Annotated in this window: 22 protein-coding genes and 1 tRNA gene; 8 read left to right on the top strand and 15 right to left on the bottom strand. The window is 71.2% G+C overall.

What is annotated here, in order from left to right; all coding sequences use genetic code 11:
- Positions 1 to 45: 45 nt before the first annotated feature.
- From ACGH48_RS05400 to mnmA, 4 genes are all read right to left on the bottom strand, one after another.
- A complete protein-coding gene (locus tag ACGH48_RS05400; protein ID WP_396290484.1) occupies positions 46 to 2,364 on the bottom strand; it encodes a transglycosylase domain-containing protein in 2,319 nt (772 codons plus the stop codon).
- 201 nt (positions 2,365 to 2,565) lie between these two features.
- Positions 2,566 to 3,933 carry an alpha/beta hydrolase gene (locus ACGH48_RS05395; protein ID WP_396290482.1) on the bottom strand — a complete coding sequence of 456 codons (1,368 nt, stop codon included), beginning with the start codon at positions 3,931 to 3,933 and terminating at the stop codon, positions 2,566 to 2,568.
- Between the two features lie 181 nt (positions 3,934 to 4,114).
- Entirely contained in the window at positions 4,115 to 6,448 is a 2,334-nt protein-coding gene (ligA, locus tag ACGH48_RS05390; protein WP_123313371.1) for an NAD-dependent DNA ligase LigA, read from the bottom strand.
- A gap of 66 nt (positions 6,449 to 6,514) precedes the next feature.
- Positions 6,515 to 7,621, bottom strand: a complete 1,107-nt coding sequence (gene mnmA, locus ACGH48_RS05385) for a tRNA 2-thiouridine(34) synthase MnmA (protein WP_123313370.1) — start codon at positions 7,619 to 7,621, stop codon at positions 6,515 to 6,517.
- 55 nt (positions 7,622 to 7,676) lie between these two features.
- On the opposite strand from mnmA, the gene ACGH48_RS05380 reads away from it, so the two are divergent.
- The 3 genes from ACGH48_RS05380 (at position 7,677) to ACGH48_RS05370 (ending at position 10,054) form a co-directional block, all read left to right on the top strand.
- Positions 7,677 to 8,969 carry an MFS transporter gene (locus ACGH48_RS05380; protein WP_340197389.1) on the top strand — a complete coding sequence of 431 codons (1,293 nt, stop codon included), beginning with the start codon at positions 7,677 to 7,679 and terminating at the stop codon, positions 8,967 to 8,969.
- 184 nt (positions 8,970 to 9,153) lie between these two features.
- Positions 9,154 to 9,234 (top strand) — tRNA-Leu (locus ACGH48_RS05375).
- A 118-nt stretch (positions 9,235 to 9,352) separates the two neighbouring features.
- On the top strand, positions 9,353 to 10,054 hold the full coding sequence (locus tag ACGH48_RS05370; protein ID WP_123313368.1) for a DedA family protein: 702 nt from the start codon (positions 9,353 to 9,355) through the stop codon (positions 10,052 to 10,054).
- 63 nt (positions 10,055 to 10,117) lie between these two features.
- Here ACGH48_RS05370 and rdgB read toward each other — a convergent pair whose 3' ends face one another.
- From rdgB to murI, 3 genes are all read right to left on the bottom strand, one after another.
- Positions 10,118 to 10,711 carry an RdgB/HAM1 family non-canonical purine NTP pyrophosphatase gene (rdgB, locus tag ACGH48_RS05365; RefSeq protein WP_396290478.1) on the bottom strand — a complete coding sequence of 198 codons (594 nt, stop codon included), beginning with the start codon at positions 10,709 to 10,711 and terminating at the stop codon, positions 10,118 to 10,120.
- Positions 10,708 to 11,439 (bottom strand): ribonuclease PH, encoded by a 732-nt coding sequence (gene rph, locus ACGH48_RS05360; RefSeq protein WP_123313366.1) that lies wholly within the window; start codon positions 11,437 to 11,439, stop codon positions 10,708 to 10,710. The genes rdgB and rph overlap by 4 nt, the downstream gene beginning before the upstream one ends.
- Positions 11,440 to 11,513: 74 nt before the next feature.
- Positions 11,514 to 12,353, bottom strand: a complete 840-nt coding sequence (gene murI, locus ACGH48_RS05355) for a glutamate racemase (RefSeq protein WP_396290475.1) — start codon at positions 12,351 to 12,353, stop codon at positions 11,514 to 11,516.
- 155 nt (positions 12,354 to 12,508) lie between these two features.
- On the opposite strand from murI, the gene ACGH48_RS05350 reads away from it, so the two are divergent.
- Complete coding sequence (locus ACGH48_RS05350) at positions 12,509 to 13,759, top strand: nicotinate phosphoribosyltransferase (protein ID WP_396291102.1); 1,251 nt, start codon at positions 12,509 to 12,511, stop codon at positions 13,757 to 13,759.
- Between the two features lie 97 nt (positions 13,760 to 13,856).
- On the opposite strand, the gene ACGH48_RS05345 is transcribed toward ACGH48_RS05350, so the two are convergent.
- The 3 genes from ACGH48_RS05345 to ACGH48_RS05335 form a co-directional block, all read right to left on the bottom strand.
- Complete coding sequence (locus ACGH48_RS05345) at positions 13,857 to 14,117, bottom strand: DUF3039 domain-containing protein (RefSeq protein WP_123313364.1); 261 nt, start codon at positions 14,115 to 14,117, stop codon at positions 13,857 to 13,859.
- Positions 14,118 to 14,179: 62 nt separating this feature from the next.
- Positions 14,180 to 15,751, bottom strand: coding sequence for an ABC transporter permease (locus ACGH48_RS05340; protein ID WP_396290472.1), 1,572 nt, complete (start codon positions 15,749 to 15,751; stop codon positions 14,180 to 14,182).
- Positions 15,727 to 17,052, bottom strand: coding sequence for an ABC transporter ATP-binding protein (locus ACGH48_RS05335; protein WP_396290470.1), 1,326 nt, complete (start codon positions 17,050 to 17,052; stop codon positions 15,727 to 15,729). Before ACGH48_RS05335 ends, ACGH48_RS05340 begins: the two co-directional genes overlap by 25 nt.
- Positions 17,053 to 17,350: 298 nt before the next feature.
- On the opposite strand from ACGH48_RS05335, the gene ACGH48_RS05330 reads away from it, so the two are divergent.
- From ACGH48_RS05330 to ACGH48_RS05315, 4 genes are all read left to right on the top strand, one after another.
- The gene (locus ACGH48_RS05330) at positions 17,351 to 18,046 is read left to right on the top strand and encodes an NTP transferase domain-containing protein (protein WP_111085011.1); all 696 of its coding nucleotides are present in this window, start codon (positions 17,351 to 17,353) and stop codon (positions 18,044 to 18,046) included.
- A gap of 44 nt (positions 18,047 to 18,090) precedes the next feature.
- A complete protein-coding gene (locus tag ACGH48_RS05325) occupies positions 18,091 to 18,915 on the top strand; it encodes an ABC transporter permease (RefSeq protein ID WP_396290468.1) in 825 nt (274 codons plus the stop codon).
- Positions 18,915 to 19,685, top strand: coding sequence for an ABC transporter ATP-binding protein (locus ACGH48_RS05320; RefSeq protein WP_123313362.1), 771 nt, complete (start codon positions 18,915 to 18,917; stop codon positions 19,683 to 19,685). The genes ACGH48_RS05325 and ACGH48_RS05320 overlap by 1 nt, the downstream gene beginning before the upstream one ends.
- A 115-nt stretch (positions 19,686 to 19,800) precedes the next feature.
- Positions 19,801 to 20,103 (top strand): hypothetical protein, encoded by a 303-nt coding sequence (locus tag ACGH48_RS05315; RefSeq protein WP_123313361.1) that lies wholly within the window; start codon positions 19,801 to 19,803, stop codon positions 20,101 to 20,103.
- A gap of 17 nt (positions 20,104 to 20,120) precedes the next feature.
- Here ACGH48_RS05315 and ACGH48_RS05310 read toward each other — a convergent pair whose 3' ends face one another.
- The 5 genes from ACGH48_RS05310 to ACGH48_RS05290 all read right to left on the bottom strand — a co-directional run bounded on the left by ACGH48_RS05310 (position 20,121) and on the right by ACGH48_RS05290 (position 26,379).
- Positions 20,121 to 21,353, bottom strand: a complete 1,233-nt coding sequence (locus ACGH48_RS05310; protein ID WP_396290465.1) for a CDP-glycerol glycerophosphotransferase family protein — start codon at positions 21,351 to 21,353, stop codon at positions 20,121 to 20,123.
- Positions 21,354 to 21,401: 48 nt separating this feature from the next.
- Positions 21,402 to 22,340 carry a glycosyltransferase family 2 protein gene (locus ACGH48_RS05305; protein WP_396290463.1) on the bottom strand — a complete coding sequence of 313 codons (939 nt, stop codon included), beginning with the start codon at positions 22,338 to 22,340 and terminating at the stop codon, positions 21,402 to 21,404.
- The gene (locus ACGH48_RS05300; RefSeq protein WP_123313359.1) at positions 22,337 to 23,158 is read right to left on the bottom strand and encodes a CDP-alcohol phosphatidyltransferase family protein; all 822 of its coding nucleotides are present in this window, start codon (positions 23,156 to 23,158) and stop codon (positions 22,337 to 22,339) included. The genes ACGH48_RS05305 and ACGH48_RS05300 overlap by 4 nt, the downstream gene beginning before the upstream one ends.
- A 5-nt stretch (positions 23,159 to 23,163) precedes the next feature.
- A complete protein-coding gene (locus tag ACGH48_RS05295) occupies positions 23,164 to 24,207 on the bottom strand; it encodes a glycosyltransferase family 2 protein (protein WP_396290460.1) in 1,044 nt (347 codons plus the stop codon).
- Positions 24,208 to 24,390: 183 nt separating this feature from the next.
- A complete protein-coding gene (locus ACGH48_RS05290) occupies positions 24,391 to 26,379 on the bottom strand; it encodes a S1C family serine protease (protein WP_396290458.1) in 1,989 nt (662 codons plus the stop codon).
- Positions 26,380 to 26,413: the final 34 nt, after the last annotated feature.

The raw sequence follows: 26,413 nt of genomic DNA, 5'->3' as shown, positions 1-26,413 counted from the left end.
GTCGATCGGTTCGTGGGATGTCCGACAGTCTATTGGCCCGAGCAGTCACTTCCCGTTCTGGTCGCCCGCTGCCGGAGCCGCCGTGGCGGCGGGAGCCGCCGGTGCTGCCGGAGTGGAAGGAGCAGTCGGCTGCGTCGGCGTGGTCGGCGTCGTCTGGTCACCCTGTGAGTCCCCCTGTCCAGACGAGGATCCCGAGGACGACTGCGAGGACTGCGACTGCGACGAGTGGCTGGCCTGCCCGATCATCGCCTGGCTCGGAGCGGGCAGAGCGTCCCCACCGACCGTCTGGTCCAGGTACGCCATCATCGACTTCCCGACGCCGAACTTCGCGCTGTACCCGGTGGTCCCCTGCAGGAACGGCCAGTTCGCCAGGCTCACGTTCCCCTGCACGTTGCCGATCCAGGTGGCGTTCGTGTACTTCGTCGACGACGCCACGAGCCAGTTCTGCACGTCGCCGTCGGTCGTGCCGGTCTTCGCGAACTTCGGCACGCTGTCACCCGGGTTCGCGCTGGCGGCGGTACCCGAGCCCGACAGCACACCCTGCAGCGCGTAGTCCACGGTGCCGGCGACGTCCGCCGAGACGCCCTGCGTGCAGGACGACGGCGTCGGGGTGATCTTGGTGCCGTCCGACTCGGTGACCGAGTCGATGGCGGTCGGCGTGCAGACGACACCGCCGTTCGCGAAGCCCGCGTACGCCTCGGCGAGGTCGATCGGCGACAGCTCGTTGACGCCGAGGATCGACGAGGGGGTCTGCCCGAGGGCGCCGCCGTCGGCGCGGTGGATCCCCATCGACTGGGCGAGCTGCGCGATCTTGCAGAGGTCGAGCTGCTTGCCCATCGCGCCGAAGGCGGTGTTGATCGACTCGACGGTGGCGGCCTGCACGGTCATCGACGCCGGCACGGACTCGGCGTTCGCGACGGGCCACGTCCCGCCACTGACGTTCTGGCAGGAGTTGGTGAACTCCGAGTTCTGGAAGGTGTGCTCGGTGGTCGACACCGATTCGGACAGGGTGTGGCCGGTCGCGAGCCACTCGGCCAGGGTGAACACCTTGTAGGTGGACCCCGTCTGGAACCCACCGGAGTTGCCGTACCCGGAGTCCGCGCTGTAGTTCACCGCGGTCGACCCCGCTGCGGCGTTGTCCCCCTGCGTGTACGACGTGTTCTGCACCATCGACATGATGCGTCCGGTGCCGGGCTCGACGGTGACGTTCGAGCCGCCGACGTCGACGCCGGCCATCGTGGACGGCACGTAGGTCGACAGCGCGGTCTGCGCCTGGCTCTGCAGGTCGAGGTCGAGCGAGGTGTGGATCTGCAGGCCCTTGGTGTCGAGGGTCGCGATGCGTGCCGCGGCGGTCTTGCCGAACGCCGGGTCCTGCAGCACCTGGTCGCGGACGTAGTCGCAGAAGTAGCCGGCGTCCGCGTTCGTCGCCGCCGTCGAGCAGCCGTTCGCGGTCTCGGTGATCCTCGGCGTGACCGGCGTCGCGATCGCCTTCGTCATCGCCGCCTTCGTGATCGACCCGTGCGCCTGCATCCGGCGGAGCACGTAGTCGCGGCGCTCCTTCGTCAGCGCGTACCCGTTGGCCGAGCCGTTGTCCTTGTCGCTCGGTACGTCGATGCGCAGGTTCGACGGGTTGTTGAGGATCGCCACGAGCGTCGCCGACTGCACGAGCGACAGGTCCTTCGCGTGCACCCCGAAGTAGTACTCGGCACCGGCCTCGGCGCCGTAGACCCGACCGCCCAGCCCGACGATGTTCAGGTACCCGGTCAGGATGTCGTCCTTCGAGTACTTCTTGTTGACGGCGATCGCGTACCGCATCTCCTGCAGCTTCCGCTGCGGGGTGACGCCGGCAGCGTCCTGGTAGCAGGCCTCCACCTTCTTCGCCGTGGCGGCCTGGTCCTTGCCGGTGAGTTCCTCGCACTGCTGCACGAGGACGTTCTTGACGTACTGCTGGGTGATGCTCGACCCGCCCTGGACGTCGCCGCCGACGACGGTCGCGGCGACGCCGCGCAGCGTGCCGAGGACGTCGATGCCGCCCTCGTCGTAGTACCGGGGGTCCTCGGTGTCGATCGCGGCCTGCTTGAGCGTGTCCGCCATCTGGTCGGCCGTGACGTTCGTCCGGTTCTCGGCGTAGAACGACGCGATCTTGACCTGCTTGCCGCCCTTCGTCGCGTACACCGACGACACCTGCTGCGGCGTCTGCACGTCGAGGTAGCTCGGCAGGTCCTCGAAGAACGCGACCGCTCCGGAGGTGCTCTCACCCGCGACGGCGACCGCCGGTGTCACCGCGACGGCGACCAGCATGCCGGCGAGCACGGACATCACCACGAACATCAGGAGAGCACCAGGCCATCGCACCACACGCATGCCCCGAACCGTAGGGAGGCGGGCTGTACTGGTTCTGCCGTGGAACCGACTGAGGCTGCGCCGTCGCTCAGGTTGCCGCTCAGGCACCACCCGACGCGGGTCGCGATCCGCGCGCGGTCGCGGATCCGACCGGGAGGCCCGGCGCACGCCCGGCACGTCGGCCACCGGTCACGATCCGGTCACGCCCGGAGCCGCACCGCGTCAGTCGCGCGGCTGCAGGTCCTGTGGACGGACCAGGTACATGTCGATCGACGCCCCGACGACGCCGTCGCCACCGGTGCTGCCACGTCGGACCTGCTCGCGGACGAGGTCGCCGCGGCCGACGCCGATCAGGGCGACGTCGTGCAGCGACGCGGTCCCGGGCTTGAGGTAGTCGTTGTGCCCGACCGGACGGCGGAACAGGTCGCCGGCGGCCAGCGCGTCGGCCCCGCCGGCCAGGTCCATCACGGTGGCGCCGAAGGACGCACCGCCGGGATCCGTGCCGTAGTACCCGGACCCCGCGATCGGGTCGCTGTGCGCGACGCCGACGAACACCTCGTCCGAGGCGACGGCCAGCTCCGCCGACGACCGGACGTCGCTGCCCGGCGACCCGAGGACGGTGAGGGTGTCGGCACTCATCCGTCCGGAGGCGAGCGCCATGAGCGCCATGGTCGACCCGTAGGAGTGCGCCACGATGTTCAGCCGGGGCTGGTCGCCGTCGCGGATCTGCCGCAGACCGTCGACGGTGCGCTCGAGTCGCTGTGCTCCGGTGTCGGCGAGGCTGAGCGACATGATGTTCGACAGGTCGGGCGTGCGGTAGCCCATCCACGCCACGACGGCGACGCCGGACCCGTCACCGGAGCCACCGGCTGCCAGCGGTGCGAGGGTCGCCTGCTCGCTCGCCAGGTCGTTGGCGGTGTTCGTGAAGTCGGCCATCTGCCCCGTCACGGTGAAGAACATCCCGGGCACGATGAGGGTGACGTCCGCCGCCGTGTCGAGGTCGCCGATGCTGATCGCCGCTCGTCCCGCTGCCCGGGTGTCGAGCGTGACGAGGAACCGCTGCGGGTCACCGGGCTCGCGCCGCAGCGAGTCCCGTACCTGTCCGAGCATCGCGGCGTGGGCGGCACTCGTGTCGTGGTCGGCGAGGCCGCTGGCCAGGGTCGACCGGTTCGCCCGGTCGCGCACGGCGTAGGGCACGCCCTCGAGGTTGCCGACGATCGACGGCGCGTGCGCCAGGAGCGTGTCCTGTTCGCCGGCGTCGAGCCCCGCCCACCACTGCGCGACGACGGCCGCGGCGGGCGGGTCGTCCTGTGCGGTCGCCACCACGCGTCGGTCGTCCGCGGCACGGCGCAGGTCACCGGCGCCGAGGGTGCGGAGGTCGTCGAGGAAGGCACGTCCGTGCGCGGTCGCGACCGCGTCGACGTCGATCTGTCCCCCGGTCATGACCGGCTGGGGCACCGAGTCGCGTTCGGAGACCAGCGCGACCGTCACGGTGGCCGTGGTGGCGTCGGACGGAGGCGCGACGGGGGCCTCGATCACTCCGAGCGAGTGCATCGAGGCGGTGAGCAGAGCCGCGGCGATGAGCAGCAATCGGGTCTCCCCCTGGAAGGCCGTCCCGCCGTCCCCCTGCAGACGACGGGTGATGCTCTGTCGAGTGTAAGGAGAAAGCCCGAGGATCGGTCATGCGCGTTGCAACTTGTCCCCCGAACTGGGTGCGTCGGACGGCGCGCCGCGGCGTGCGGACACGTCGCCGGCGTGCTCGCGGTCGGGCTCAGCCCTCGGCCGTGGTCTCCTCGGGTTCGGGGAGCGCGCTCGGGCCCTGGGTCACGAGCAGGTGGAACTGCTCGGCGTCGATGATCCGGAGGCCCAGCTGCTCGGCCTTCGTGAGCTTCGAACCGGCCCCGGGGCCCGCGGCCACGAAGTCGGTCTTCTTGCTCACGCTCGACGCCGCCTTGCCCCCGGCGGTGATGATCGCCTCCAGCGCACCTTCTCGTGTGTACCCCTCGAGCGATCCGGTGGCCACGACCGTGACACCGCTCAGGACACCGCCCTCGACCGCAGCACCGCCGGGGCCGGGGTGGTCCGGCGTGGTGAACTGCACGCCCGCCGCCGTCCAACGGTCGATGATCTCGCGGTGCCAGTCGACCTCGAACCACGCGAGCAGGGCGTCGGCGATGATCCCGCCGACACCGTCGACCGCGGCGAGCTCCTCGCGCGAGGCGGCGCGGATCCGGTCGAGGGAACCGAAGTGGTTCGCGAGCGCCCGCGCCGCGACCGGTCCGACGTGGCGGATGCTCAGCCCGACCATGATGCGCCAGAGCGGTTTCGTCTTGGCCGCGTCGATGTTCGCGAGCATCTCGAACGCGTTCTTGGACGGGTAGCGGCTCGGCTCGCCGGTGTAGTCGGCACCGCGGGCGTCGGCGTCGAACGGCGGGTCGGTCTTCTTGCGCGCCCGGCTGAACGGGGTCACGCGCTTCGGTGCGCCGGCGTCGTCGACCTTCTCCATGCCGGTCTCGGCGTCGCGCACGATCACCTCGATCGGGACGATGTCCTGCATCGTCAGGTCGAACAGCCCGGCCTCGGTCACGAGCGGCGGGGTCTCCGGGTGCAGCGGCTGCGTGAGCGCTGCGGCAGCGACCTCGCCGAGGCCCTCGATGTCGAGCGAGCCGCGCGAGGCGATGTGCTCCACACGGCCGCGGACCTGCGCCGGGCAGCTCTTCGCGTTCGGGCAGCGGAGGTCGATGTCGCCTTCCTTCGCGGGGGCGAGCTCGGTGCCGCACTCCGGGCAGTGCGTCGGCATCACGAACTCGCGCTCGGTGCCGTCGCGCAGGTCGACGACCGGTCCGAGGACCTCGGGGATGACGTCGCCGGCCTTCCGCAGCACGACGGTGTCGCCGATCAGGACGCCCTTCGCCTTGACGACCTGCTGGTTGTGCAGGGTGGCCTGGCGCACGACCGAGCCGGCCACCTCGGCCGGGGCCATCACGGCGAACGGCGTCGCACGACCGGTGCGGCCGACGCTCACCACGATGTCGGTGAGCGTCGTGTGGACCTCTTCCGGCGGGTACTTGTACGCGATCGCCCACCGGGGCGCCCGCGACGTCGAGCCGAGTTCCTCGTGCAGGGCGAGGTCGTCGACCTTGATGACGACGCCGTCGATCTGGTGCTCGACCGAGGCACGGCGGTCACCCGTCGAGCGGACGAAGGCGTTCACCTCGTCGATGGTGTCGAAGACCCGGTAGTGGCTGCTCGTCGGCAGCCCCCACGTCTCGAGCAGCTCGTACACCTCGGACTGCGAGCGGACGTCGGTCTCCTGCTCGAGTTCGCGCACGGGCCACGCGCCGATGCCGTGCACGAGCATCCGCAACCGCCGGAGCCGGTCGACCATGAGCGCGCGCTTCGCCTCGGACTTGCCCTCTTCCTTCTGGCGGAGGGACCCGGCGGCGGCGTTGCGCGGGTTGGCGAAGACCCGCTCCCCCGCCTCGCGCTGGTTCGCGTTGAGCTCGTCGAACTCGGCGACCGGGAAGAAGATCTCACCGCGGACCTCGACCAGGGGCGGGTGGCCGGTGCCGGACAGGCGGTCCGGGATCGTGCCCATCGTCCGGACGTTGCCGGTGACGTCCTCGCCGACCACGCCGTCGCCGCGGGTGGCCGCCGACACCAGCCGGCCGTGCTCGTAGCGCAGGTTGATGGCGAGGCCGTCGATCTTCAGCTCGGTCAGGAAGCGGACGCGCTCGGCACCGGCGTCGCGCTGCACCTTGACGGCCCACTCGGTGAGCTCGTCCGGGCTGAACACGTTGTCGAGCGAGAGCATGCGCTCGGCGTGCTCGACAGGCGCGAACTGCGTGGTCTGCGCCTGGCCGCCGACGGTCTGGGTCGGGCTGTCCTCGGTCAGGAGCTCCGGGAAGCGCTGCTCGATCGCGTCGAGCCGCCGGACCAGCACGTCGTAGTCGGCGTCGGCTTCGGGCGAACCGTTCTCGCCCTGGTAGTAGGCCTGTCGCAGCTCGTTGATCCGTGCCCGCAGCCGGTCGACCTCGCGCCCGGCCTGGGCGGCGTCGAGCCCGTCGGGGTCGATGGTCTCGAACGTGGCGTCGGTCTCGCTCATGCCATCAGTTCTACCGCCTGCCACCGACGCGGCGTGCAGCGAGCCCGCTGCCCGGGAGCGGCGGGGTCAGGCGCCGACGGGGACGGCGCTGACGGTGCTGTCGATCGTGCACTGTCCGAGCACCCGCGTGCCGACGTAGACCACGGCCGTCTGCCCGGGAGCGACCCCGTGCAGCGGCTCGTCGACGTCGATCACGAGCACGTCGTCCTGCACCCGCGCGGTCGCGGGCACCGGGTCGGCGTGCGCGCGGATCTGCACGTCGCAGGCGAACGGCGTCGCCGGGTCGGCCGGGGCCGTCCCTGCCCAGGTGAAGCGCGAGCCCGACATCGACGTGACGGCGAGGGCTTCCTTCGGGCCGACCACGACGGTGTTGTCCTTCGGGCGGATCTCGAGTACGAAGCGCGGCTTGCCGTCCGGCGCCGGGCGACCGAGGGCCAGGCCCCGTCGCTGACCGACGGTGTAGCCGGTCGCGCCCTCGTGCGAGCCGACGACCGTGCCGTCACGCTCGACGACCTCGCCGGGCGCGGTGCCGACGCGGTCCGCCAGCCAGCCGCGGGTGTCGCCGTCCGGGATGAAGCAGATGTCGTACGAGTCCGGCTTCTGCGCGACCGTCAGGCCACGCTCGGCGGCCTCGGCCCGGACCTCGTCCTTCGACGGGGTCGCCCCGAGCGGGAACATCGCGTGCTGCAGCTGCTCGGCGGTCAGGACCCCGAGCACGTAGGACTGGTCCTTCGCCCACGCGGCCGACCGGTGCAGTTCGCGCGAGCCGTCCGGTCCGGTGACGATCGAGGCGTAGTGCCCGGTCGCGACGGCGTCGAAGCCCAGTGCCAGGGCCTTCTCGAGCAGGGCGGCGAACTTGATGCGCTCGTTGCACCGCATGCAGGGGTTCGGGGTGCGGCCGGCCTGGTACTCGGCGACGAAGTCGTCGACGACGTCCTCCTTGAACCGGGCCGAGAAGTCCCACACGTAGTACGGGATGCCGAGGGCCGCAGCGGCGCGCTGGGCGTCCATCGAGTCCTCGATCGTGCAGCACCCGCGGCTGCCGGTGCGGAGCGTGCCCGGCATCCGGCTCAACGCCAGGTGCACCCCGACCACGTCGTGCCCGGCGTCGACCGCCCGGGCAGCAGCCACCGCCGAGTCGACCCCACCGCTCATCGCCGCCAGAACACGCATGCCTCCAGGGTAACCCGCCGACGAAGCGGTACCGCTGGCGTACCGTTGTCGTGCGATGGCCACGACGGGGAACGACTCATTCGACTTCCGGTCCGTCCTGTTGTCCGGGTTCCTGCCGGCGGCACTCTTCGCGATCGGCGAGGGCGCGATCATCCCGATCATCCCGATCGCCGCCGACTCCCTCGGCGCGACCCTGGCGTTCGCGGGCTTCGTCGCGTCCCTCATCCTGGTCGGCGAGCTCATCGGCGACGTGCCGTCCGGCATCGTCGTCGCCCGGATCGGCGAGCGGAACGCCATGATCGGCGCCGCCCTGGTGTCGGTCGGCGGACTCGTCGTCTGCACGACCGCGGCGAACGCGTGGGTGCTGGCGCTCGGGGTGTTCCTGGTCGGTGTCTCGACCGCGGTGTTCGCACTGGCCCGGCACGCCTACATGACCACGGCGATCCCCGTCCGCATCCGCGCTCGGGCGCTCTCGAGCCTGGGCGGGGTGTTCCGCTTCGGGTACTTCGTCGGGCCGTTCCTCGCCGCCGGCGTGATCCACCTGACCGGCACCACCGCCAGCGCCTTCTGGATCCACGTCGTGTGCTGCCTGGCGGCGGCGACCGTGCTCCTGGTGCTGCGCGACCCGGCGACGGGCGCACGCGGTCTGCGGATGCCGCCACGGGCCTCCCGGTCGGGGTCCGACGCGACCGGCGTGACGGAGCCGTCCACCGACACCGGAGCGGTCTTCGTCGAGAAGGAGGCGCATGGGCTCTTCCGCACCATCCGCGCGAACGGCGCCGTCCTGCTGCGGCTCGGCAGCGGCGCCGCGCTCATCGGCGCCATGCGTGCCGGACGCCAGGTGATCCTGCCGCTCTGGGCGGTGAGCGTCGGGCTCGACGACTCGACGGCGGCACTGGTCATCGGCATCGCCGGCGCCGTCGACTTCGCGCTGTTCTACACGAGCGGCCAGATCATGGACCGCTGGGGCCGCTTGGCGAGTGCGCTCCCCTGCATGCTCGGGCTGAGCATCAGCTACTTCCTGCTCGCCTGGAGCGGGCACCTCGACGCCCGCGTCGGCTGGTTCGTCGGCATCGCGATGGGCATGTCGCTCGCGAACGGCGTGGGCTCCGGCATCCTGATGACGCTCGGCGCGGACCTCGCCCCACGCGACGACCCGGCGCCCTTCCTCGGAGCCTGGCGGTTCACCGGCGACTTCGGGTCGGCCGCGGCACCGCTCGTGATCTCTGGGGTGACGGCCGTCGCGACGATCGCCGTGGCCAGCGGCGTGATGGGCGTGCTCGGCCTGATCGGCGCCGGCGTGCTGCTGCGCTACGTCCCCCGGTACCTGCCGCGGCAGCTGCGCTGACGCGCGCTGCACGGGGCGCGGCCGACGCACCGTGCGCGTTCCGCGACTCCGTGCGAGGTTCCCCGCTTCGCGCGCCTACTGCGGTGCACGGAGCGGGGAACCCCGCCCCCGGTGACGACCGGCGCACCGTGCGAACGCACCGACGTCCGTCGAGCAGGGACCGATCGGTAGACTGCCGCTGCTCGCGGGAGTGGTGGAATCGGTAGACACGCAGGATTTAGGTTCCTGTGCCCCAGGCGTGAGGGTTCGAGTCCCTCCTTCCGCACGGACCGTTGCGTGCTCGCGCATCTCATACCGCCGAGGGACGTCCGCGACATCGGCGAACGGTACCCTCGTCGTGCGGGTGACCCTCCCGTCACCGCATCTGCACGACCGGAAGAGACATGCACTCCGTCGCACTCGCCCTGATCCCATGGCTGGATCCGCAGTACATCCTCGACCACTTCGGGGCCGTCGCCGTGCTCGTCGTGTGTGCGATCGTCTTCGCCGAGACCGGTCTGCTGATCGGCTTCATCTTCCCGGGCGACAGCCTGCTCGTCATCACCGGTCTGTTCGCGTTCGACCGCGGCGGCGAGATCGGCGGCATCCCGATCTGGGTCGCGGCACTGATGATCGGTGCCGCGGCGTTCCTCGGCGGGGAGCTCGGCTACTTCATCGGCAAGAAGGCCGGTCCGCCGATCTTCGAGCGCAAGGAGAGCGGACTGTTCTCCAAGGCCAACGTCGAGCGGACCAACGCGTTCTTCCACCGGTTCGGCCCGCTCGCGGTGATCCTGGCGCGCTTCGTGCCGGTCGTCCGCACCTTCGCCCCGATCGCCGCCGGCGTCGGCCGCATGGACTACAAGAAGTACTCGCTCTACAACGCGATCGGCGCCGTCGTCTGGGGTGTCGGCGTGACGTTCCTCGGGTACTTCATCGGGCACATCCCGTTCGTCGCCCACATCGTGCGCGAGTACATCGACATCATCCTGCTCGCCGCCGTCCTGGTGACCGTCGTGCCGATGGCGCTGACCTACATCCGGAACGCCCGCAAGGCGAAGAAGCACGAGCACCAGGCCGAGTCGCCCGCCGTCGACCCGCAGCTGTAACGGTCCGAACACGACAGGCCCACACCGTTCGGTGTGGGCCTGTCGTCGTCACAGGTGGGCGGTTCAGCGCCCGAAGTGCTCCCGCACGATCGGCGCGATGCCGCGGAACGCCTTGCTGCGGTGCGAGAGCGCGTTCTTCTCCTCGCGGGTGAGCTCGGCCGACGAGCGGTCGGCGTCGTCCGGCCGGAACACCGGGTCGTAGCCGTGTCCGCCGTCGCCGACGGGCGCGGTCAGCACCTCGCCGTTCCACACCGCCTCGACGACGTGCTCGAACCCGTCGGGCGTCACGAACGCGGCAGCGCACACGAAGGCGGCGGTGCGCTCCACGACGCCTTCGAGGTTCTGCAGCAGCAGCGCGATGTTGTCGGCGTCCGACCGGGTGCCCGCGTAGCGCGCCGAGTGGATGCCCGGGGCGCCGTCGAGCGCGTCGACCGCGATGCCGGAGTCGTCGGCGAGCGCCGGCAGCCCGGTGTGTGCGACCGCCGCACGGGCCTTGATCAGGGCGTTCGCGGCGTAGGTGTCGCCGTCCTCGACCGGTTCGGGGCCGTCGTAGCCGACGAGCTCGACGCCCTCGCCCAGCGCCGACCCGAGGATCTCGCGCAGCTCGACGACCTTGCCCTGGTTGTGGGTGGCCAGCACCACCTCGCGGGACGTCACGCCAGGCCCAGGGCCGAACGCTGGATCGCCGCGAGCGACTGGTTGCCGGCCAGGCCCAGGTCGAGCAGGACGTTCAGCTCGTCGCGGTCGAACGGCGCGTGCTCGGCGGTGCCCTGCACCTCGATGAACTTGCCCGACCCGGTCGTGACGATGTTCATGTCGGTGTCGGCCGCGGAGTCCTCGGTGTACGCCAGGTCGAGCATCGGCTCGCCCGTGACGATGCCGACCGAGATCGCCTGCACGCTGTCGGTGAGCGGGGTGGCCTTCTTCGCGATGAAGCCCTTGCCGCGGCCCCACTCGATCGCGTCGACCATCGCCACGTAGGCGCCGGTGATCGACGCCGTGCGGGTGCCCCCGTCGGCCTGCAGCACGTCGCAGTCGATGACCAGGGTGTTCTCACCGAGGGCCTTCGTGTCGACCACGGCGCGGAGCGAACGTCCGATCAGCCGGGAGATCTCGTGGGTGCGTCCGCCGACCTTGCCCTTGATCGACTCGCGCTGCATGCGCTCGTTCGTCGAGCGCGGCAGCATCGAGTACTCGGCGGTGACCCAGCCGGTGCCCTTGCCGGCGAGCCAGCGGGGCACGCCGTTCGTGAACGAGGCGGTGCAGAGCACCTTGGTGTTGCCGAACGAGATGAGCGCGCTGCCCTCGGCCTGCGTGCTCCAGCCCCGCTCGATGGTGACGGGGCGGTGTTCCTCGGCCTGGCGGCCGTCGATGCGGGTGGTCATGGTGTCCTTTCGGTCCGGCCGGGAGGCGCGGTGCGGTTCGACGGAGCGGGCGGCGGCGAGCGGCTGGTCGCCGCTCAGGCCCGCCCACGGGGCAGCGTGATGGCGCCGGTCTCGAGGTGGCCGACGCGGACGATCTCGGGGCCGAGGAACCGGCGGGCGAGCCGCAGGAACCCGTCCTCGTCGTCGCCGGTCGACTCGAACGAGTACGTCGGAGCGGTCGTGGTGGTGCGTTCGAGGCCGTGCTCGACGAGCCGGCGGTAGACGTCGCTCGCGGTCTCCTCGGCACTCGACACCAGGGTGACGTCCGGGCCCATCACGTACTGGATGGCCGCGGACATCAGCGGGTAGTGGGTGCAGCCGAGCACGAGCGTGTCGACGTCGGCGGTGCGGATCGGGTCGAGGTACCCGGCGGCGACCTCGCGCAGTTCCGGTGACGAGGTGTCCCCCGCCTCGACGAACTCGACGAATCGCGGGCACGCCGCCAGGGCGAGGGTGACGTCCGAGGCCACCGCGAAGGCGTCCTCGTAGGCGCGCGACGCGATGGTGCCGACCGTGCCGATGACGCCGATGCGCCCGGTCCTGGTCTGCTTCACGGCGGCGCGGGCGGCGGGCTGGATGACCTCGATCACCGGGATGCCGTACGCCTGCTCGTACCGTTCGCGGGCGTCGCGGAGCACGGCGGACGACGCCGTGTTGCAGGCGATGACGAGGGCCTTGACGCCCTGTTCGACCAGGTCGTCCATGACCTCGAGCGCGTAGCGGCGGACGTCGGCGATGGGCTTCGGGCCGTACGGCGAGTGCAGGGTGTCGCCGACGTACCGGATGCTCTCGCGCGGCAGCTGGTCGATGATCGCGCGGGCCACCGTGAGCCCGCCGACCCCGCTGTCGAAGACTCCGATCGGTGCATCCGTCACGGTGACCAGCGTACCGACGCTCGCTGCGGACGTCGGGACCGGCCACCTGCGCGCCGTGGGCTGCGCGCCCGAGCCCATCCGGGCCTCCCCACCGGCACGCCACTAGTGTCGACAAGGTGACCAGCGCACTCCTGACGGACCAGTACGAACTCACCATGGTCGACGCGGCCCTGAAGGACGGGACCGCCCACCGGCGCTGCGTCTTCGAGGTGTTCGCCCGGCGGCTGCCCGACGGCCGCCGGTACGGCGTGGCCGCCGGCCTCGGGCGGTTCCTGACCGCCCTCGGCGACTTCCGCTTCGGCGACGACGAGATCGGGTTCCTGCGCGACCGCGGGGTCATCGACGCGGGCACCGCGTCGTTCCTCGCCGACTACCGCTTCACCGGCGACGTCCGGGCGTACCGCGAGGGCGAGGTGTACTTCCCGAACTCCCCCATCCTGCAGATCGAGGGCACGTTCGCCGAGGCCGTCGTGCTCGAGACGCTCGCCCTGTCGGTGTTCAACGCCGACTCCGCCATCGCCTCGGCGGCCGCCCGCATGGTCTCCGCCGCCGACGGCCGCCCGCTCGCCGAGATGGGTTCGCGCCGCACCGGCGAGTGGAACGCCGTCGCCGCCGCGCGGGCCGCCTACATCGCCGGCTTCGGCGCGACGAGCAACCTCGAGGCCGGCCGCACCTGGGGCATCCCGACGATGGGCACGGCCGCGCACGCGTTCACCCTGCTGCACGACTCCGAGGAAGCGGCGTTCCGTTCGCAGCTCGACGCCCTCGGCAACGGCACGACCCTGCTCGTCGACACGTACGACATCGAGCAGGCCGTCGAGACCGCCGTCCGGCTGACCGACGGCAAGCTCGGCGGTGTCCGGATCGACAGCGGCGACCTGCCGTCCGTCGTCGCGGCGGTCCGGGCGCAGCTCGACCGCCTCGGCGCGACGGGCACGAAGATCACCGTCACGAACGACCTGGACGAGTACACGATCGCCGCGCTCCGGGCCGCCCCGGTCGACTCGTACGGCGTCGGCACCTCGGTCGTCTCCGGCTCCGGACACCCTGCCGCCGGCATGGTCTTCAAGCTCGTGGCGCACCAGTCCACCGACGGTGACGACTGGGTCGCCGTGGCGAAGAAGTCGGCTGACAAGGCCTCGATCGGCGGGCGGAAGGAAGCCGGGCGTCGCCTGCGCAACGGTGTCGCCACGGCCGAGGTCGTGCTGACCGCCGGGCAGGTCGGCCCCGACGAGCGCCCTCTGCTCGTGCCCGTCGTCACCGGCGGCGAGGTGGACCCGGCGTTCCTCGGGGTGCAGGGCGTCGAAGCCGCTCGGGCACACCACGAGCGTGCCAAGGCCGAGCTGCCCGCGGACGCCGCGCGCATCGGTCGCGGCGACCCCGCGATCCCGACCCTGGTGATCTGAGCGGGCTGCGGCTGCGCTGCGCATCGCTTGGTGAGCAGAAATGGTCGGGTCCCCGAAGGCGACCCGACCATTTCTGCTCACGATGCGCGGGCTGCGTCTACTCGGCCTTCATCTTCTCGTAGATGGCCTTGCAGTCGGGGCAGACCGGGAACTTCTCCGGGTCGCGGCCCGGGATCCACTTCTTGCCGCACAGTGCCTTGACCGGCTTGCCGGACATCGCCGACTGCAGGATCTTGTCCTTCTTGACGTAGTGCGAGAACCGCTCGTGGTCGCCGGGTTCGATCGCTTCGTCTTCGAGGAGCTTCTCGAGCTCCCGGTCCATCACGTCGAGGCCGCCGCCTGGTTCCGTCATGCTCATGGGTCCAGGGTACGACGGTCTGCGCGCGGGCGCGCTGCGCTCCCTGCGCGTGCTCCGGAACGCTAGTTGCGCTGCGCCGCCGCCAGCAGGTCCGGTCCGCGTCGGTCGAACAGCCGACCACCCGCGACGATCCCGGTGACGAGCACGACCACGCCGACCCCGATGCCGACGGAGAGCGTCAGCATCGACCACGGCTCGGCGCCGCGGACGAAGGCGAGCACCGCGAGCCACGCGGCCGGAACGGTGCAGAGCACGATGCCGATCACCATCAGCGACTGCGCGACCGTCGCCGTCACCCCGGCGGCCTGCGGCTGCTGGAACGGGTGGTCCCCCGGCCGCACGGTCGGGTAGGGCAGCAGGACGGACACGACGCTCGACAGCCCGAGTCCGGACAGCAGCGCGCTGGCGCTCACACCGATCAGGAGCGGGAACGCCGTCCAGTCGGCGAACAACCAGGCGGACAGCGCCGAGCCGGCCACGATCGCCGGCGCACCGACGACGAGCACCGGGACGACGCGGCCCAGGCGGTCGCTCCACCCGGGAGCCCCGGAGGCGACGTGCAGCCACACCGCGGTGTTGTCGTACGAGACGTCGTTGTGCGGCAGGAACCCGGCGATCAGCGCCATCAGCGGCAACGGCACGAGCGCCGTCCAGTGCCACGGCACGCCGGCGACCCCGAGCGGGATGACGACGAGCGGGACGAACAGGATGATCAGGTACGAGGTGCGGTACCGCGGGTCGCGGACCCAGTAGGTCAGGGCGCGGGCGGCGACGGCGGCGACCGGGGTCGACCCGAGCCGGTCGAACCAGCCGAGCCCCTGGTACCGCCGGGTCCGGGTGCGACCGTCGACGGTGTCGAGCGCGCGACCGACGAGCGACCACCACGCCCAGGTCAGCAGGGCGACGACGGCGATCGCGACGAGCAGCTTGAGGAACCCGGTCCCGACGTGGCCGCTGGCGACCTCGGCGGGCACGGCCCAGGCGGCGCCCCACGGCGTCCACCCGGCGACGTCCGCGACGCGCTGCATCTCGGCGCCCTCGGGGTCGAGCCAGTCGACGCGGAGCAGCAGCGACACCGTCGGGATCGCGAGCACGATGATGACGAGCGCGACGAGCCAACCGGCGTCACGGGACCGGTGCGGACCGATCAGCCGCGAGCCGACGGTGCAGCACACGCGGACCAGGAGCGCGCAGGTGGCGATCGCCAGCAGCCCGCCGACGACCGCGAGCACCCCGGTACCGGCGTCCCGCGTCCAGACCACGGACTGTGCGACCGCCACGACGACGACCCCGATGACGGGGATGCCGATCAGCCCGGCGACGACGAGGCCGACCGCGAGCGTGCGTCGGCCGATGCCGAACACCGCGAAGCGCCGCGGGTCGAGCTGGTCGCTCCGGCCGACCACGAGCGGGACGACGGTGAACGCGAACGCGATGAGCGTGCCGACCGGCACGGTGACCGCTCGGGCCGTGTCGGGGTCCGCCGACCGCAGTGCGACCGTCTGCGTCGCGACGAAGACGGCGGCGAGGAGTCCGACGAGACTGCCGAGCACGACGAACACGGACCGGCGGGCGCTGCCGCGGACCTCGCCCGCGAGCAGGTCGGCCCTCAGCCGGAGAAGCTGTGCAACCATTCCATGCTCTCTGCCACGACGCGGCCGCCCGCGAGTTCGACGAACTTGTCCTCGAGGCTCTTGCGGCCGCGCACCTGGGCCATCGTGCCCGAGGCGAGCACCTTGCCGCCGACGATGATGGCGACGGAGTCGCACGTGCGCTGGACGAGCTCCATGGAGTGGCTGGAGAGCACGACGGTGCCGCCACCGCGCGTGTACCGGCGCAGGATGTCGGTGATGGTCGCGGCGCTCACGGGGTCGACCGACTCGAACGGTTCGTCGAGCACGAGGACCCGCGGCGAGTGGATGAGGGTGGCGGCGAGGGCGATCTTCTTCGCCATGCCCACCGAGTAGTCGGCGACCTGGCGGCCGAGTGCCTCGCCGAGCCCGAACGCCTCGGCCAGGTCGGTGCTGCGCTCGCGCGCGGTGGCACCGTCGAGGCCGCGCAGGGTGGCCGAGTAGTAGAGCAGCTGCGCGCCGGTGAGTCGGTCGAACAGCCGCAGGCGGTCCGGCAGCACGCCGAGGCTCCGCTTGGCGGCCGTGGGGTCGGCCCAGACGTCGTGGTCGAGGACGGTGACGGAACCGGCGTCGGGACGCAGCAGTCCGGTGATCATCGACAGGGTGGTCGTCTTGCCGGCGCCGTTGGGGCCGACCACGCCGAAGATCGAGCCCTGACGGATCTCGAGGTCGACCTCGTCGACGGCGAGCGTCTGCCCGTACCGCTTGACGAGGCCGTTCGCGGCGAGCACGACGGGCTGCTGCTTCTGCGGGGCCTTCGGGGCAGTGGCCCGGGGGGCGCGCTTCTTGGCGGCGGGGCCGGTCGCGGCGCCCGCCTCCGCTGCGCCCGTCTCCGGTGCGCCCGTCTCCGGCGCGTCCGCCTCGTGCGCGGCGGTCGCCGGTGCGTCCCCGGTCGCGTTCGTCGCGGACGTCGCGTCGCTCGCGGTCGGACCGGGAGGCACGGTGCCGGTCGCGCCGTCGGCCTTCGCCGGTCGCTTGGTGCGCTGCTTCGTGGTGCGCGCCGTGGCGGGTCGGGCGCCGGTGGTGGTCGTCGGGGCCGCTGCCGCGGCACGCGCCGCCGGACCGGGTGCGGCAGCCGACTCCGGCTCGGTGGTCGTGGGGTCGGTGGTCGTGGTGTCGGTGGCCGTGCTGTCGTCGGTCATCTCGTCATCAACGGAGGCGTCGCGCGCATCCGGTTCCCCCATGTCGTCGTCGTCGGCGTCGTCCCCCGCCGCGGCGTCACGCTCGTCGGCGTCGCTCGCTTCGGTCATCCAGGCAGCGTCGGTCGTGGCGTACACGTCCTCGTTGTCTGCTCCGGCGGCCATCGCCCAACCGTACCAACGCTCTCCGGACAGCGGGGAACCGCCTGCTCCAGTGTCACGAAATGAGTACGAAGCGCCGCTGACCTACCCCTTGAGCGGGTGTTTCCGTATCATTCACCAGGGCACGAAGGAGTGTTCACCACTTGGAAACCTGCTCCGGCGGGCTCTCCGACACCGCACAGCGGCAGGCCCGACGGGTCCGCGGCGTCTGGTTCTCGGCGAACTCGGACGTTCCGCGAGCAGACTCGACGAGGCCCGCCCGTGCCCCAGGGCGCGCGGGCGGACACCAGAAGGGACCAGCATGACCACGCAGATCGTGATCCTCGCAGCGGGGATGGGGAGCCGTCTCGGCCGCAGCCTGCCGAAGCCGCTCACGGAGCTCAGTGACGGCCGCACCATCATGCAGCAGCAGTTCGACAACATCCGCGCCGCGTTCGGTTCGAGCGCCCGCGTGACGATCGTCGTCGGCTACAAGTCGGAGCACATCGTCGAGGCCTTCCCCGACGCGTCCTTCGTCTACAACGAGTCCTACGACTCCACCAACACCTCGAAGAGCCTGCTCCGCGCCCTCAAGGCGACCGGCAAGAGCGGTGTCCTCTGGATGAACGGCGACGTGGTCTTCGACCCGATGGCGCTCGTCCGTGCGGCCGACATGATCGACGAGGACCACTCGTTCGTCAGCGTCAACACCGACAAGGTCTCCGACGAAGAGGTCAAGTACACCGTCGACGCCGAGGGCTTCATCCACAAGCTCTCCAAGCAGGTCGTCGGTGGGCTCGGCGAAGCCGTCGGCATCAACTACGTCTCGGCGAACGACAAGCAGGCGCTCATCCGCCAGCTCGGGCGCGTCGACGACCAGGAGTACTTCGAGGGCGGCATCGAGGCTGCCATCGCCGAGGACGGGCTACGCTGGTCCCCGATCGACATCTCCGACCTGTACGCGGTCGAGATCGACTTCGCCGAGGACCTCGAGCGCGCGAACAACCTGTTCGCCTGAACCTCCGTCAGGACCCCTTCGGCGGTTCCGCCCGAAGGGAAACCGTGACCACAGCGAGCGCGCCGACCGTGCCCGCGGCTGCCGCACCAGCGGCGACCCGGAGCGCCGGTCGGCGCTATCGTCATGCCCTCTGGTTGCTGACCGTCCGCGACCTGCGGGTCCGGTACTCGACCTCGGCGCTCGGCTACGTCTGGTCGATCCTCGACCCGCTCGTCATGTCGGCGATCTACTGGTTCGTCTTCACCCAGGTGTTCCACCGCGGTTCCGTCGGCGAAGACCCGTACATCGTCTTCCTGCTCACCGCACTGCTGCCGTGGATGTGGTTCACGGGCGGCGTCTCGGACTCCACGCGGGCGTTCATCAAGGAGTCGAAGCTCATCCGCTCGACGACGATCCCCCGCACCATCTGGGTCGCGCGGATCGACGCGTCGAAGGGCATCGAGTTCCTGCTGAGCCTGCCGGTGCTGGCCGCGTTCGCGATCGCGACCGGTGCGCACCTGCACTGGCAGGTCGTCTTCTTCCCGTTGGCGATCGTGCTGCAGTGTGCGCTCGTGTACGGCCTCGGCCTGATCGTCGCCCCGCTCGTCGTCTTCTTCCGCGACCTCGAGCGCGCGACCAAGCTCGTCCTGCGGTTCCTGTTCTACGCATCGCCGATCATCTACGGCACGAACGCGCTGCCCGACGCCCTGCGCCCCATCGCCGCGGTCAACCCGCTCACCGGCATCTTCGGGATGTACCGGGCGGCGTTCTTCCCGAGCCAGCTCGACTGGTTCGAGGTCGGCGCATCGGTGGTCATCACGGGCATCGTCCTGGTGATCGGCTTCGCGGTCTTCCGCCGGAGCGAGCACCGCGTGCTGAAGGAGCTGTGATGACCGCCACCGACCAGACCCGACGCACCGAGACCGTCGCCCCGGTGATCTCCGTGCGCGACGCCGGCATCTGCTTCAAGCGCAACCGGCGGGCGAGCCGCAACTTCAAGGACCTCTTCGCCGGACGAGGACGCCGCAAGCGCGCCGACGAGTTCTGGGCCCTCCGCAACGTGTCGTTCGACGTCCGCCCCGGAGAGGCGATCGGCGTCGTCGGTCGGAACGGTCAGGGCAAGTCCACGCTCCTGAAGCTCGTGGCCCAGGTGATGCTGCCGGACGAGGGACGGGTCGACGTCGGCGCCGGTGTCGCACCGCTCATCGAGATCACCGGCGGCTTCGTCGGCGACCTGTCCGTCCGCGACAACGTCTACCTCACCGCCGGCCTGCACGGCATGTCGCGTGCCGAGATCCGCGCCGCCTTCGACGAGATCATCGCGTTCGCCGAGATCGCGGACTTCGTCGACACCCCGTACAAGCACCTGTCGAGCGGCATGAAGGTGCGCATCGCCTTCGCGGTCATCTCGCGGCTCGACGAACCCGTCATCCTGGTGGACGAGGTCCTCGCCGTCGGCGACAAGGCCTTCCGCGAGAAGTGCTACAAGCGGATCGAGGAGCTCCTGGCCGGCGGCCGGACGCTGTTCTTCGTGTCCCACAGCGACAAGGACCTGCGCCGCTTCTGCGACCGCGGCCTGTACCTCGACAAGGGCCGGCTGCAGCTCGACGGCACCATCGAGGAAGCCCTGGCGCAGTACTCGGCCGACTACGGCGTCTGAACGGCTGGGGCACTCCCCCTCCACAACCCGGGCACCACGCTCCCCCTCCACAGCGACGGGGCCCGCGCGCCACACCAGGGCCCCACCGTCGGACCCTCCCCCTACCGTTCCACCCATGCACCACCCAGCACCCGCGTACGCCGTCCCGTTCACCATCGACCGCTCGCAGGCCCCGCGCCGCTACGACCTCGTCAACACCGGGGACGAACCGGTCGACGGACTCACCCTCACGCACCTGGGCACCGGCTACAGCCCACCACTGGCGGTCCGCCGGCTCGAGCCCGGTCGACACCTGTCCGTCGCCGTCTTCGGCGCCGATCCGCAGGACACCGGCGTCGTCATCGTCCGCTGGCGTCGCCCGGACCGGTCCGAGTACCTCTGGCGGATGTCACTCGTCGGCCCCGGCCTGCACCCGTGACCACGTCGAGACGGGGGTCAGCGCTCTCCGCGCTCGGCGGCGACGGTGCGCCAGCGCTCGAGCAACCACTCGACGGCGGCGTGGAACCGGGCCGTCGCGGCGCCGGGCGTGGTGTCGCCGAAGTACTGCGCCACCCAGTGCTGCAGCTTGGCGAGCTCGGCGGCGTCGCCCACGGCTGCGTCGATCCGTGCGAGCACCGACGACGCATCGGCCGCGGTCAGCCAGTTCGCGTCGCTCAGGTACCCGCGCTCGTCGACGTCGGCCTCCGGCGACACCGGCCGGGTCACGATGAGCGGCTTGCCGACCGCCAGTCGGTCGTAGATCATCGCGCTGATGTCGGTGATCGCCACGTCGGCGTCCGCCAGCTGCCAGCCGAGTTCCCCGCCGGTGTCGTGGACGTGGTGGGCGGACGGGTCGGCTGCGTTCGCCGCCGTGATCGCCGCGACGATCCGCTCGTGCGCGGCGCGGTAGGTCGGCTCGAGCACGCCGCTCCGCGGGTGGGGTCGGTACACCAGGCGGTGCCGGGGCGATGCGAGCACCTGCTCGACGATGGTGGTGCCGTGGGACGCGATCGACCCGTAGGCCGCGGCGCCCCGGTCGCCCTCCCACGTCGGCGCGTACAGCACGACGGTGCGGTCGTCGTCGGGGTACGGGGCAGCGCCGGCGAAGTGGTCGGCCTGGGGTCGACCGATCGCGATGGTCCTGGCGTCGAGGTCGTAGTCCCACAGGGCCTCGGCGAGCCGACCGCGCGCGGCGTCACCCGCGATCAACGCGTAGTCGTAGGCCTTGAACTGGTTCGTCGTCATGTACATCTTGTCGCTCTCGCCGTGGTTGACGAAGACGTGCCACATGCGCCCGTACCGCATCATCTGGAAGTTGCGGGCGTTCTGGTTGACGTACAGCACCACCTTCGGCGCCTGCGTCTCGACGAAGTGCTCCAGGTCGACGACCTGGCGGGCGTACACGGCGGGGACGGGCGACTCGTCGATCAGCGTCGTCATCGTGCCGGGGCTGCGCGCGATGATCGCGACCGGGTGGGTCTTCGCCAGTTCGGCCAGCGGTGCGTACCACTGGCGCACCTGGTACATGTTCACGGGGCCGTCGGCGAAGTACACCGCGATCTCGATCGTGCCGGGTGCCGGCACCGCGACCGAGGGCAGACGACGCGCGAGTTCGCGGCGGCTCCGGCGCGAGGCGAGCAGCCGCTGGGCCAGGCGCACGGCGGTCCGCAGGTCACTGGTGATCGGCATGCTCTGTCTCCCGTTCTGCGGTGGCGGTGGCGGTGTGGGTCGGGGTGGTCAGACGACCGGCGGGCGGCCGGCGATGGTCATCCGTGCGACCGTCAGCCAGCTCATCGGCCGCGTCGGTCCGCAGTCGGTGGTCCAGCCCTCACGGATCCCGGCGAACCACGTCGCCAGGCGTCGCGGGTGCCGCCACCAGCGTGCGACCTGGATCGCGGCCCACGAGCCGACGTACAGCGGCCGGAGCGGCGCCGGCAGGTTCCGTCGGGCCAACCAGACGCGGTTGCGGGCGTTCAGGCGGTAGTACTCGGTGTGCCGCGCCGGGTCGATGGCCGGGTGGTGGGCGACCAGGTCGCCCGCGTACCAGGCACGTCGACCGGCGTCCCACACCCGCCACGCGAGCTCGATGCCCTCGTGGGCGTAGAAGTACTCGGCTCCCCAGCCACCGACGACCCGGTAGACGTCCATCGGCAGCACCACGGCGCCCTCCCACACCGAGAACACCGGCGACGAGTGGTCCGGCTCACCCTTGCGGATGCGCGGGACCCAGCGACGTGGGTTCGCAGCGCCGGTCGGGTCGACCACGCGTGGCTGGAGCAGTCCGAGCGAGGGGTCGCGCTCGAACCGGGCGACGGCGTCCTGCAGGAACGTCACCGACGGGATCGAGGCGTCGTCGTCCAGGAAGAACACGTAGTCCCCGTCGACGACCTCCGCGCCGGCGTTCCGTCCGGCCGGGATCCCGAGGTTCTCCGGCAGCGCCAGCGTCCGGACCCCGTCCGGCAGACCGGTCGGCTCCCAGCCGTTGCCGACGCAGACCACGTCGAGCTCGACGCCCTGCTGCGCGAGCACGCTGTCGAGCCCGCGGCGGAGGTCCTCCGGCCGGGTGCCCTGCGACAGGCTCACGACGGCGACGCGCGGCCGCGCACGGTGCGGGACCGCGTGGCGACGCACCGTCCCCGGCGTCACCGGGTCTGCGGTCTCCGCGTCGTCGGTCATGCCTTGACCCGCTTCGACGCGATGATCGCCAGGAAGTGCCCGACGGTCGCCAGCACGGCGAGGGGCAGCAGCGCGCCGACCAGGATCCGGCTGGCGAGCGTGTCGCCGATCGCCAGTCCGATGAGCGCGAACAGGAACGCCAGCATGCTCAGCTCGACCGAGTGGTACAGGCGGTGGAACGGCAGGAACCGGGCCAGGCGGCGCAGCGAGGCGAGCTTCCGGCCGGACGGCGCGGTCGAGGCGTCGCGTCGGTCGACGAGCTTGTCGAGCCCCGCGTTCGCGCGGGCGACGTGCACCATGTCGTTGAGTGCCTTGTTCAGCACGATGACCAGACCGAGGGCGCAACCGATCGTCGTCCACATCCAGTCGGCGCCGTGGATCGGCCAGGTGGCGGCACGGATGCCCAGCGCGACCGGGATCAGCCCCTCGGTCGTGTAGTGCCCGACCTTGTCCAGGAACACCCCGGCGGGCGACCGGGTGCCACGCCACCGTGCGACCTCGCCATCGCAGCAGTCTACGAGCATCTGCAGCTGCCCGAGCACCAGGGCGAGCGCTGCGCCCCAGATGCCCGGGATGAGCAGGGCCGCGGCGATGCTCCACCCGACCAGGATCATCAGACCGGTCACCTGGTTCGCGCTGACGCGGGTCTTCAGCAGCACCCAGGTCAGGTACGGCGAGACGTCGCGCAGGTACAGCGACGCCGTCCAGTGCTCGGCGTTGGCGCGGGCACGGACCTCGTCCGGCTGGGCGACGGCCCGCAGCTCGGCGATCGACGTCGGGCGTGCGGATCCGCGGCCGGGGGTGGCGTGGTCGGTCATGGGTGTCACCGTCCGGTGTGGGTGGTCAACTCGGAGGTGCGGGTGAGGAACCCGATGATGAAACCGAGCCCCCAACCCACGTGGATGCAGGGCAGCACCACGAGCAACCAGAGGAAGGTCGCCGCCCCGGACCGACGCGCGACGGCGACCGACCCGACGATGACGAAGAGCAGGTACACGGCGGGCACGGCGAACCCGAGCAGTGCCCAGGCGACCGGGCTGCCGAGGGCCGCACCGATGATGCCGACGATGCCGGCGAGGATCCCGACGGCCATCGCGGCGACCATCGCCGGTGGCACGAAGTACCGCAGGCCGTTGTTCGCGGGGAACCGGCGGGCGAGCTCCCCGCGCCACAACCCGGTCGCGACGAACTGCCGCACCAGGCGCTTCAGGCTCGGTCGCGGGCGGTAGGTGACGACCAGCTCGGGGGTGAACCAGACGGTGCCGCCGGTCTGGCGCAGGCGTCGGTTGAGCTCCCAGTCCTGACCACGCTTGATGCCCTCGTCGAACAGGCCGACCTCGAACAGGCGGTCGCGTCGGAAGACGCCGAGGTACGCCGTCTCGGCGGGGCCAGCGGTCCCGCCGACGTGGTGCGGGGTCCCGCCGAGCCCGACGCGGCTGCCGTACGCCAGCGCGACGGCCCGCTCGAACGGGCTGCGGCCCTCGGCGCGCATGATGCCGCCGACGTTGTCCGCGCCGGACTCGAGCAGGGTGCGGACGGCGATGCGCGTGTAGTCCGGGGGCAGGACCGAGTGTGCGTCGACACGGACCACGACGGGGTGCACCGACGCCCGGATCGCGACGTTCAGACCCGCCGGTGTGGACCCGACCGGGTTGTCGATCGCCCGGATGCGCGGATCGGCCGCGCTCATCTCGGCAACGAGCTCGTTCGTGCCGTCGATCGAGGGGCCGAGCGCGAGGATGACCTCGAACACGCCGGAGTAGTCCTGGTCGAGCAGGCTGGCGACCGCAGCGCGGACCTCGGTGACCTCGTTGAGCACGGGCATCACGTACGAGACGCCCGGCAGGGGCTGTCCGTCTGTCTGCATGCGTACCTCGGGGTGCTGGCTGGGTGCACGGGACGCACCGGGGCGGTGCCGCCCCGCAGAGCGACCATGAGCCTATCAAGACCCGAACCCGGAACCTGCGGTGCGCCCGCGACGCGGCCCGCAGACGGACGGGAGGCCCGGCGCACGTCGTGCACCGGGCCTCCCGTCCTGTCCGTGGTGGCGTCAGCCCTTGCTGTCGTACGTGCCCAGGGTCACGTCCGCCTCGTGGGACTGGCCGTTCCGGATGTAGCTGATCGTCGTCGACGCGCCGCCCGCGAAGTAGCGGACCTGCGCCGTCAGGTCGGTCGCGTCGGAGACGGTCGCCGAACCGATCTTCGTGACGACGTCGCCCTTCTGCAGACCGGCCTTCGCGGCCGCCCCGCCGGACGAGACCGACTTGATGAGGGCACCCATCTGGGTCGCGCTCGCGTCCTCGGATGCATCGCCCACGGTCGCGCCGAGCAGACCGTGCGTGGCCGAGCCCTTGTCCTTGATCTCGTTCGCGACGCGCTCCACCAGGTTCGACGGGATCGAGAAGCCCACGCCGATGCTGCCGGCCGCCGAGTCCGACGACGACGAGCTGCCGGCCGACGCGATCGCGACGTTGATGCCGATCAGCTTGCCCTTCGCGTCGAGCAGCGCACCACCGGAGTTGCCGGGGTTGATCGACGCGTCGGTCTGGATGACCGGCAGCGAGACCGTCGTGTTCGCGGACGAGCTGCTGCCGTTGTCGCCGTTGCCCCAGAAGTCGAAGGGACCGCTGCCGCCGTTGCCGCCCTCGTTGGAGTCGCCACCCTCGCTGGGAGCGCTCGACGTGACCTGGATGCTGCGGTTCAGGGTCGAGACGATGCCGTCCGTGACCGTGTTCGACAGGCCCAGGGGCGCACCGATCGCGACCGCGGTGTCACCGACGTTGAGCTTCGACGAGTCGGCGAACTCCATCGGCTTGAGGTCGGTCGCGTCGATCTTGATGACGGCGAGGTCGACCGTCGGGTCGGTGCCGATGAGCTTGCCCGCGTAGATCTTGCCGTTCGAGGTCGTCACCGTGATGCGGCCGTTCGAGCTGTCGCCGTCGAGCGTCACCACGTGGGTGTTCGTGACGATGTAGCCGTCCTTGCTCATCACGACGCCCGAGCCGGTCCCGGCCTCGCTGCTGGCCGACACGTTGATCGTCACGACCGACGGTGTCGCCTGTGCCGCGACCGCGGTGACGACGGTCGCGGAGTCGTAGTCGTTCACCGTCAGGTTGCCGCCCTGCGACGATCCGGGCGACGAGGTGACCGTGCCACCCTGCGACGACCCGGCGAGCCAGCCGGCACCGCCGCCGACCAGACCTGCGACGACCAGACCTGCGACGATCGGCAGGACGAGCTTGCTGCGGCCCGAGCGGGTGCCGGCGGCGGTCGAGGCCGCGCCGGAGGCGCCGTCGTCGAAGTAGTGGCCGTTGCGCTGGTTCGCGCCGTCGACGTCGCCGAAGGCGCTCGTGGCGGACTGCGGCGCCTGCGCCGATGCGGTCGCGTACTCCGACGAGGACGCGGGGGCCGCGGCGGAAGCCGGCTGGGCGTACTCGCCGTACCGGGGCTGACCCGCGGTCGGCTGCTGGCCGTACTGCGGCTGCTGGTTCTGGCCGTACGGGGACTGCTGGTTCTGGCCGTACGCGGACTGCTGGTTTTGGCCGTACGCGGACTGCTGGTTCTGGCCGTACGCGGACTGCTGGCCGTACTGGCTCTGCTGGTTCTGACCGTACTGCGGCTGCTGGCCGTACTGCGACTGCTGGCCGTACGGGCTCGTCTGGTCGGCCGCAGGCTGCTGCCCGTACTGGGACGCCTGCCCGTACGGCGAGGTCTGCTGTCCGTAGCCGGTCTGCTGCTGGCCGGGGCCGGGCTGCTGGTCACCGGAGAGCGTCGGGTACGGAGCCGTGTAGCGGTCCGTGGGGTGGTCGGTCGCCGACGGGATCACATCGGTGTGGTCGGCGCCCGTGGCGTCGTCGGACGGAGCCGCGTGCTGCGCGGCGGCGTCGGACCGCTCGGCGTCGTTGAACTGCTCGGAGTCGTTCGGCACCGACGTGTTCCCCTTCGTGGCCGCTGCGGCGGCGTCCTCGCTGGCGGCAGGCGATGCCGCATCGTCCGGACGGCGTTCGTCGCCCTGCCCGTTGGGCGTGGTGTCGGTCATGCTGGACGTGCTCCTTTCAAGCTCGTGCAGTCTG

Origin of the sequence: Curtobacterium pomorum (genome assembly GCF_044497295.1) — a bacterium.
Classification (GTDB): Bacteria; Actinomycetota; Actinomycetes; order Actinomycetales; family Microbacteriaceae; genus Curtobacterium.
The sequence above is the reverse complement of the archived record's forward strand: the minus strand, read 5'-3'. Positions and strand labels throughout refer to the sequence as shown.

What these genes read in the sequence shown, in the direction of transcription:
- ACGH48_RS05340 (WP_396290472.1), bottom strand. Translation starts at nt 15,751, where the DNA reads ATGGTTGCACAGCTTCTCCGGCTGAGGGCCGACCTGCTCGCGGGCGAG.
- ACGH48_RS05300 (WP_123313359.1), bottom strand. Translation starts at nt 23,158, where the DNA reads ATGACCGACCACGCCACCCCCGGCCGCGGATCCGCACGCCCGACGTCG.
- ACGH48_RS05305 (WP_396290463.1), bottom strand. Translation starts at nt 22,340, where the DNA reads ATGACCGACGACGCGGAGACCGCAGACCCGGTGACGCCGGGGACGGTG.
- ACGH48_RS05370 (WP_123313368.1), top strand. Translation starts at nt 9,353, where the DNA reads ATGCACTCCGTCGCACTCGCCCTGATCCCATGGCTGGATCCGCAGTAC.
- ACGH48_RS05330 (WP_111085011.1), top strand. Translation starts at nt 17,351, where the DNA reads ATGACCACGCAGATCGTGATCCTCGCAGCGGGGATGGGGAGCCGTCTC.
- ligA (WP_123313371.1), bottom strand. Translation starts at nt 6,448, where the DNA reads ATGAGCGAGACCGACGCCACGTTCGAGACCATCGACCCCGACGGGCTC.
- ACGH48_RS05315 (WP_123313361.1), top strand. Translation starts at nt 19,801, where the DNA reads ATGCACCACCCAGCACCCGCGTACGCCGTCCCGTTCACCATCGACCGC.
- mnmA (WP_123313370.1), bottom strand. Translation starts at nt 7,621, where the DNA reads ATGCGTGTTCTGGCGGCGATGAGCGGTGGGGTCGACTCGGCGGTGGCT.
- ACGH48_RS05290 (WP_396290458.1), bottom strand. Translation starts at nt 26,379, where the DNA reads ATGACCGACACCACGCCCAACGGGCAGGGCGACGAACGCCGTCCGGAC.
- ACGH48_RS05350 (WP_396291102.1), top strand. Translation starts at nt 12,509, where the DNA reads ATGGTCGACGCGGCCCTGAAGGACGGGACCGCCCACCGGCGCTGCGTC.
- ACGH48_RS05400 (WP_396290484.1), bottom strand. Translation starts at nt 2,364, where the DNA reads ATGCGTGTGGTGCGATGGCCTGGTGCTCTCCTGATGTTCGTGGTGATG.
- ACGH48_RS05295 (WP_396290460.1), bottom strand. Translation starts at nt 24,207, where the DNA reads ATGCAGACAGACGGACAGCCCCTGCCGGGCGTCTCGTACGTGATGCCC.
- ACGH48_RS05310 (WP_396290465.1), bottom strand. Translation starts at nt 21,353, where the DNA reads ATGCCGATCACCAGTGACCTGCGGACCGCCGTGCGCCTGGCCCAGCGG.
- ACGH48_RS05320 (WP_123313362.1), top strand. Translation starts at nt 18,915, where the DNA reads ATGACCGCCACCGACCAGACCCGACGCACCGAGACCGTCGCCCCGGTG.
- ACGH48_RS05345 (WP_123313364.1), bottom strand. Translation starts at nt 14,117, where the DNA reads ATGAGCATGACGGAACCAGGCGGCGGCCTCGACGTGATGGACCGGGAG.
- ACGH48_RS05380 (WP_340197389.1), top strand. Translation starts at nt 7,677, where the DNA reads ATGGCCACGACGGGGAACGACTCATTCGACTTCCGGTCCGTCCTGTTG.
- ACGH48_RS05335 (WP_396290470.1), bottom strand. Translation starts at nt 17,052, where the DNA reads ATGGCCGCCGGAGCAGACAACGAGGACGTGTACGCCACGACCGACGCT.
- rph (WP_123313366.1), bottom strand. Translation starts at nt 11,439, where the DNA reads ATGACCACCCGCATCGACGGCCGCCAGGCCGAGGAACACCGCCCCGTC.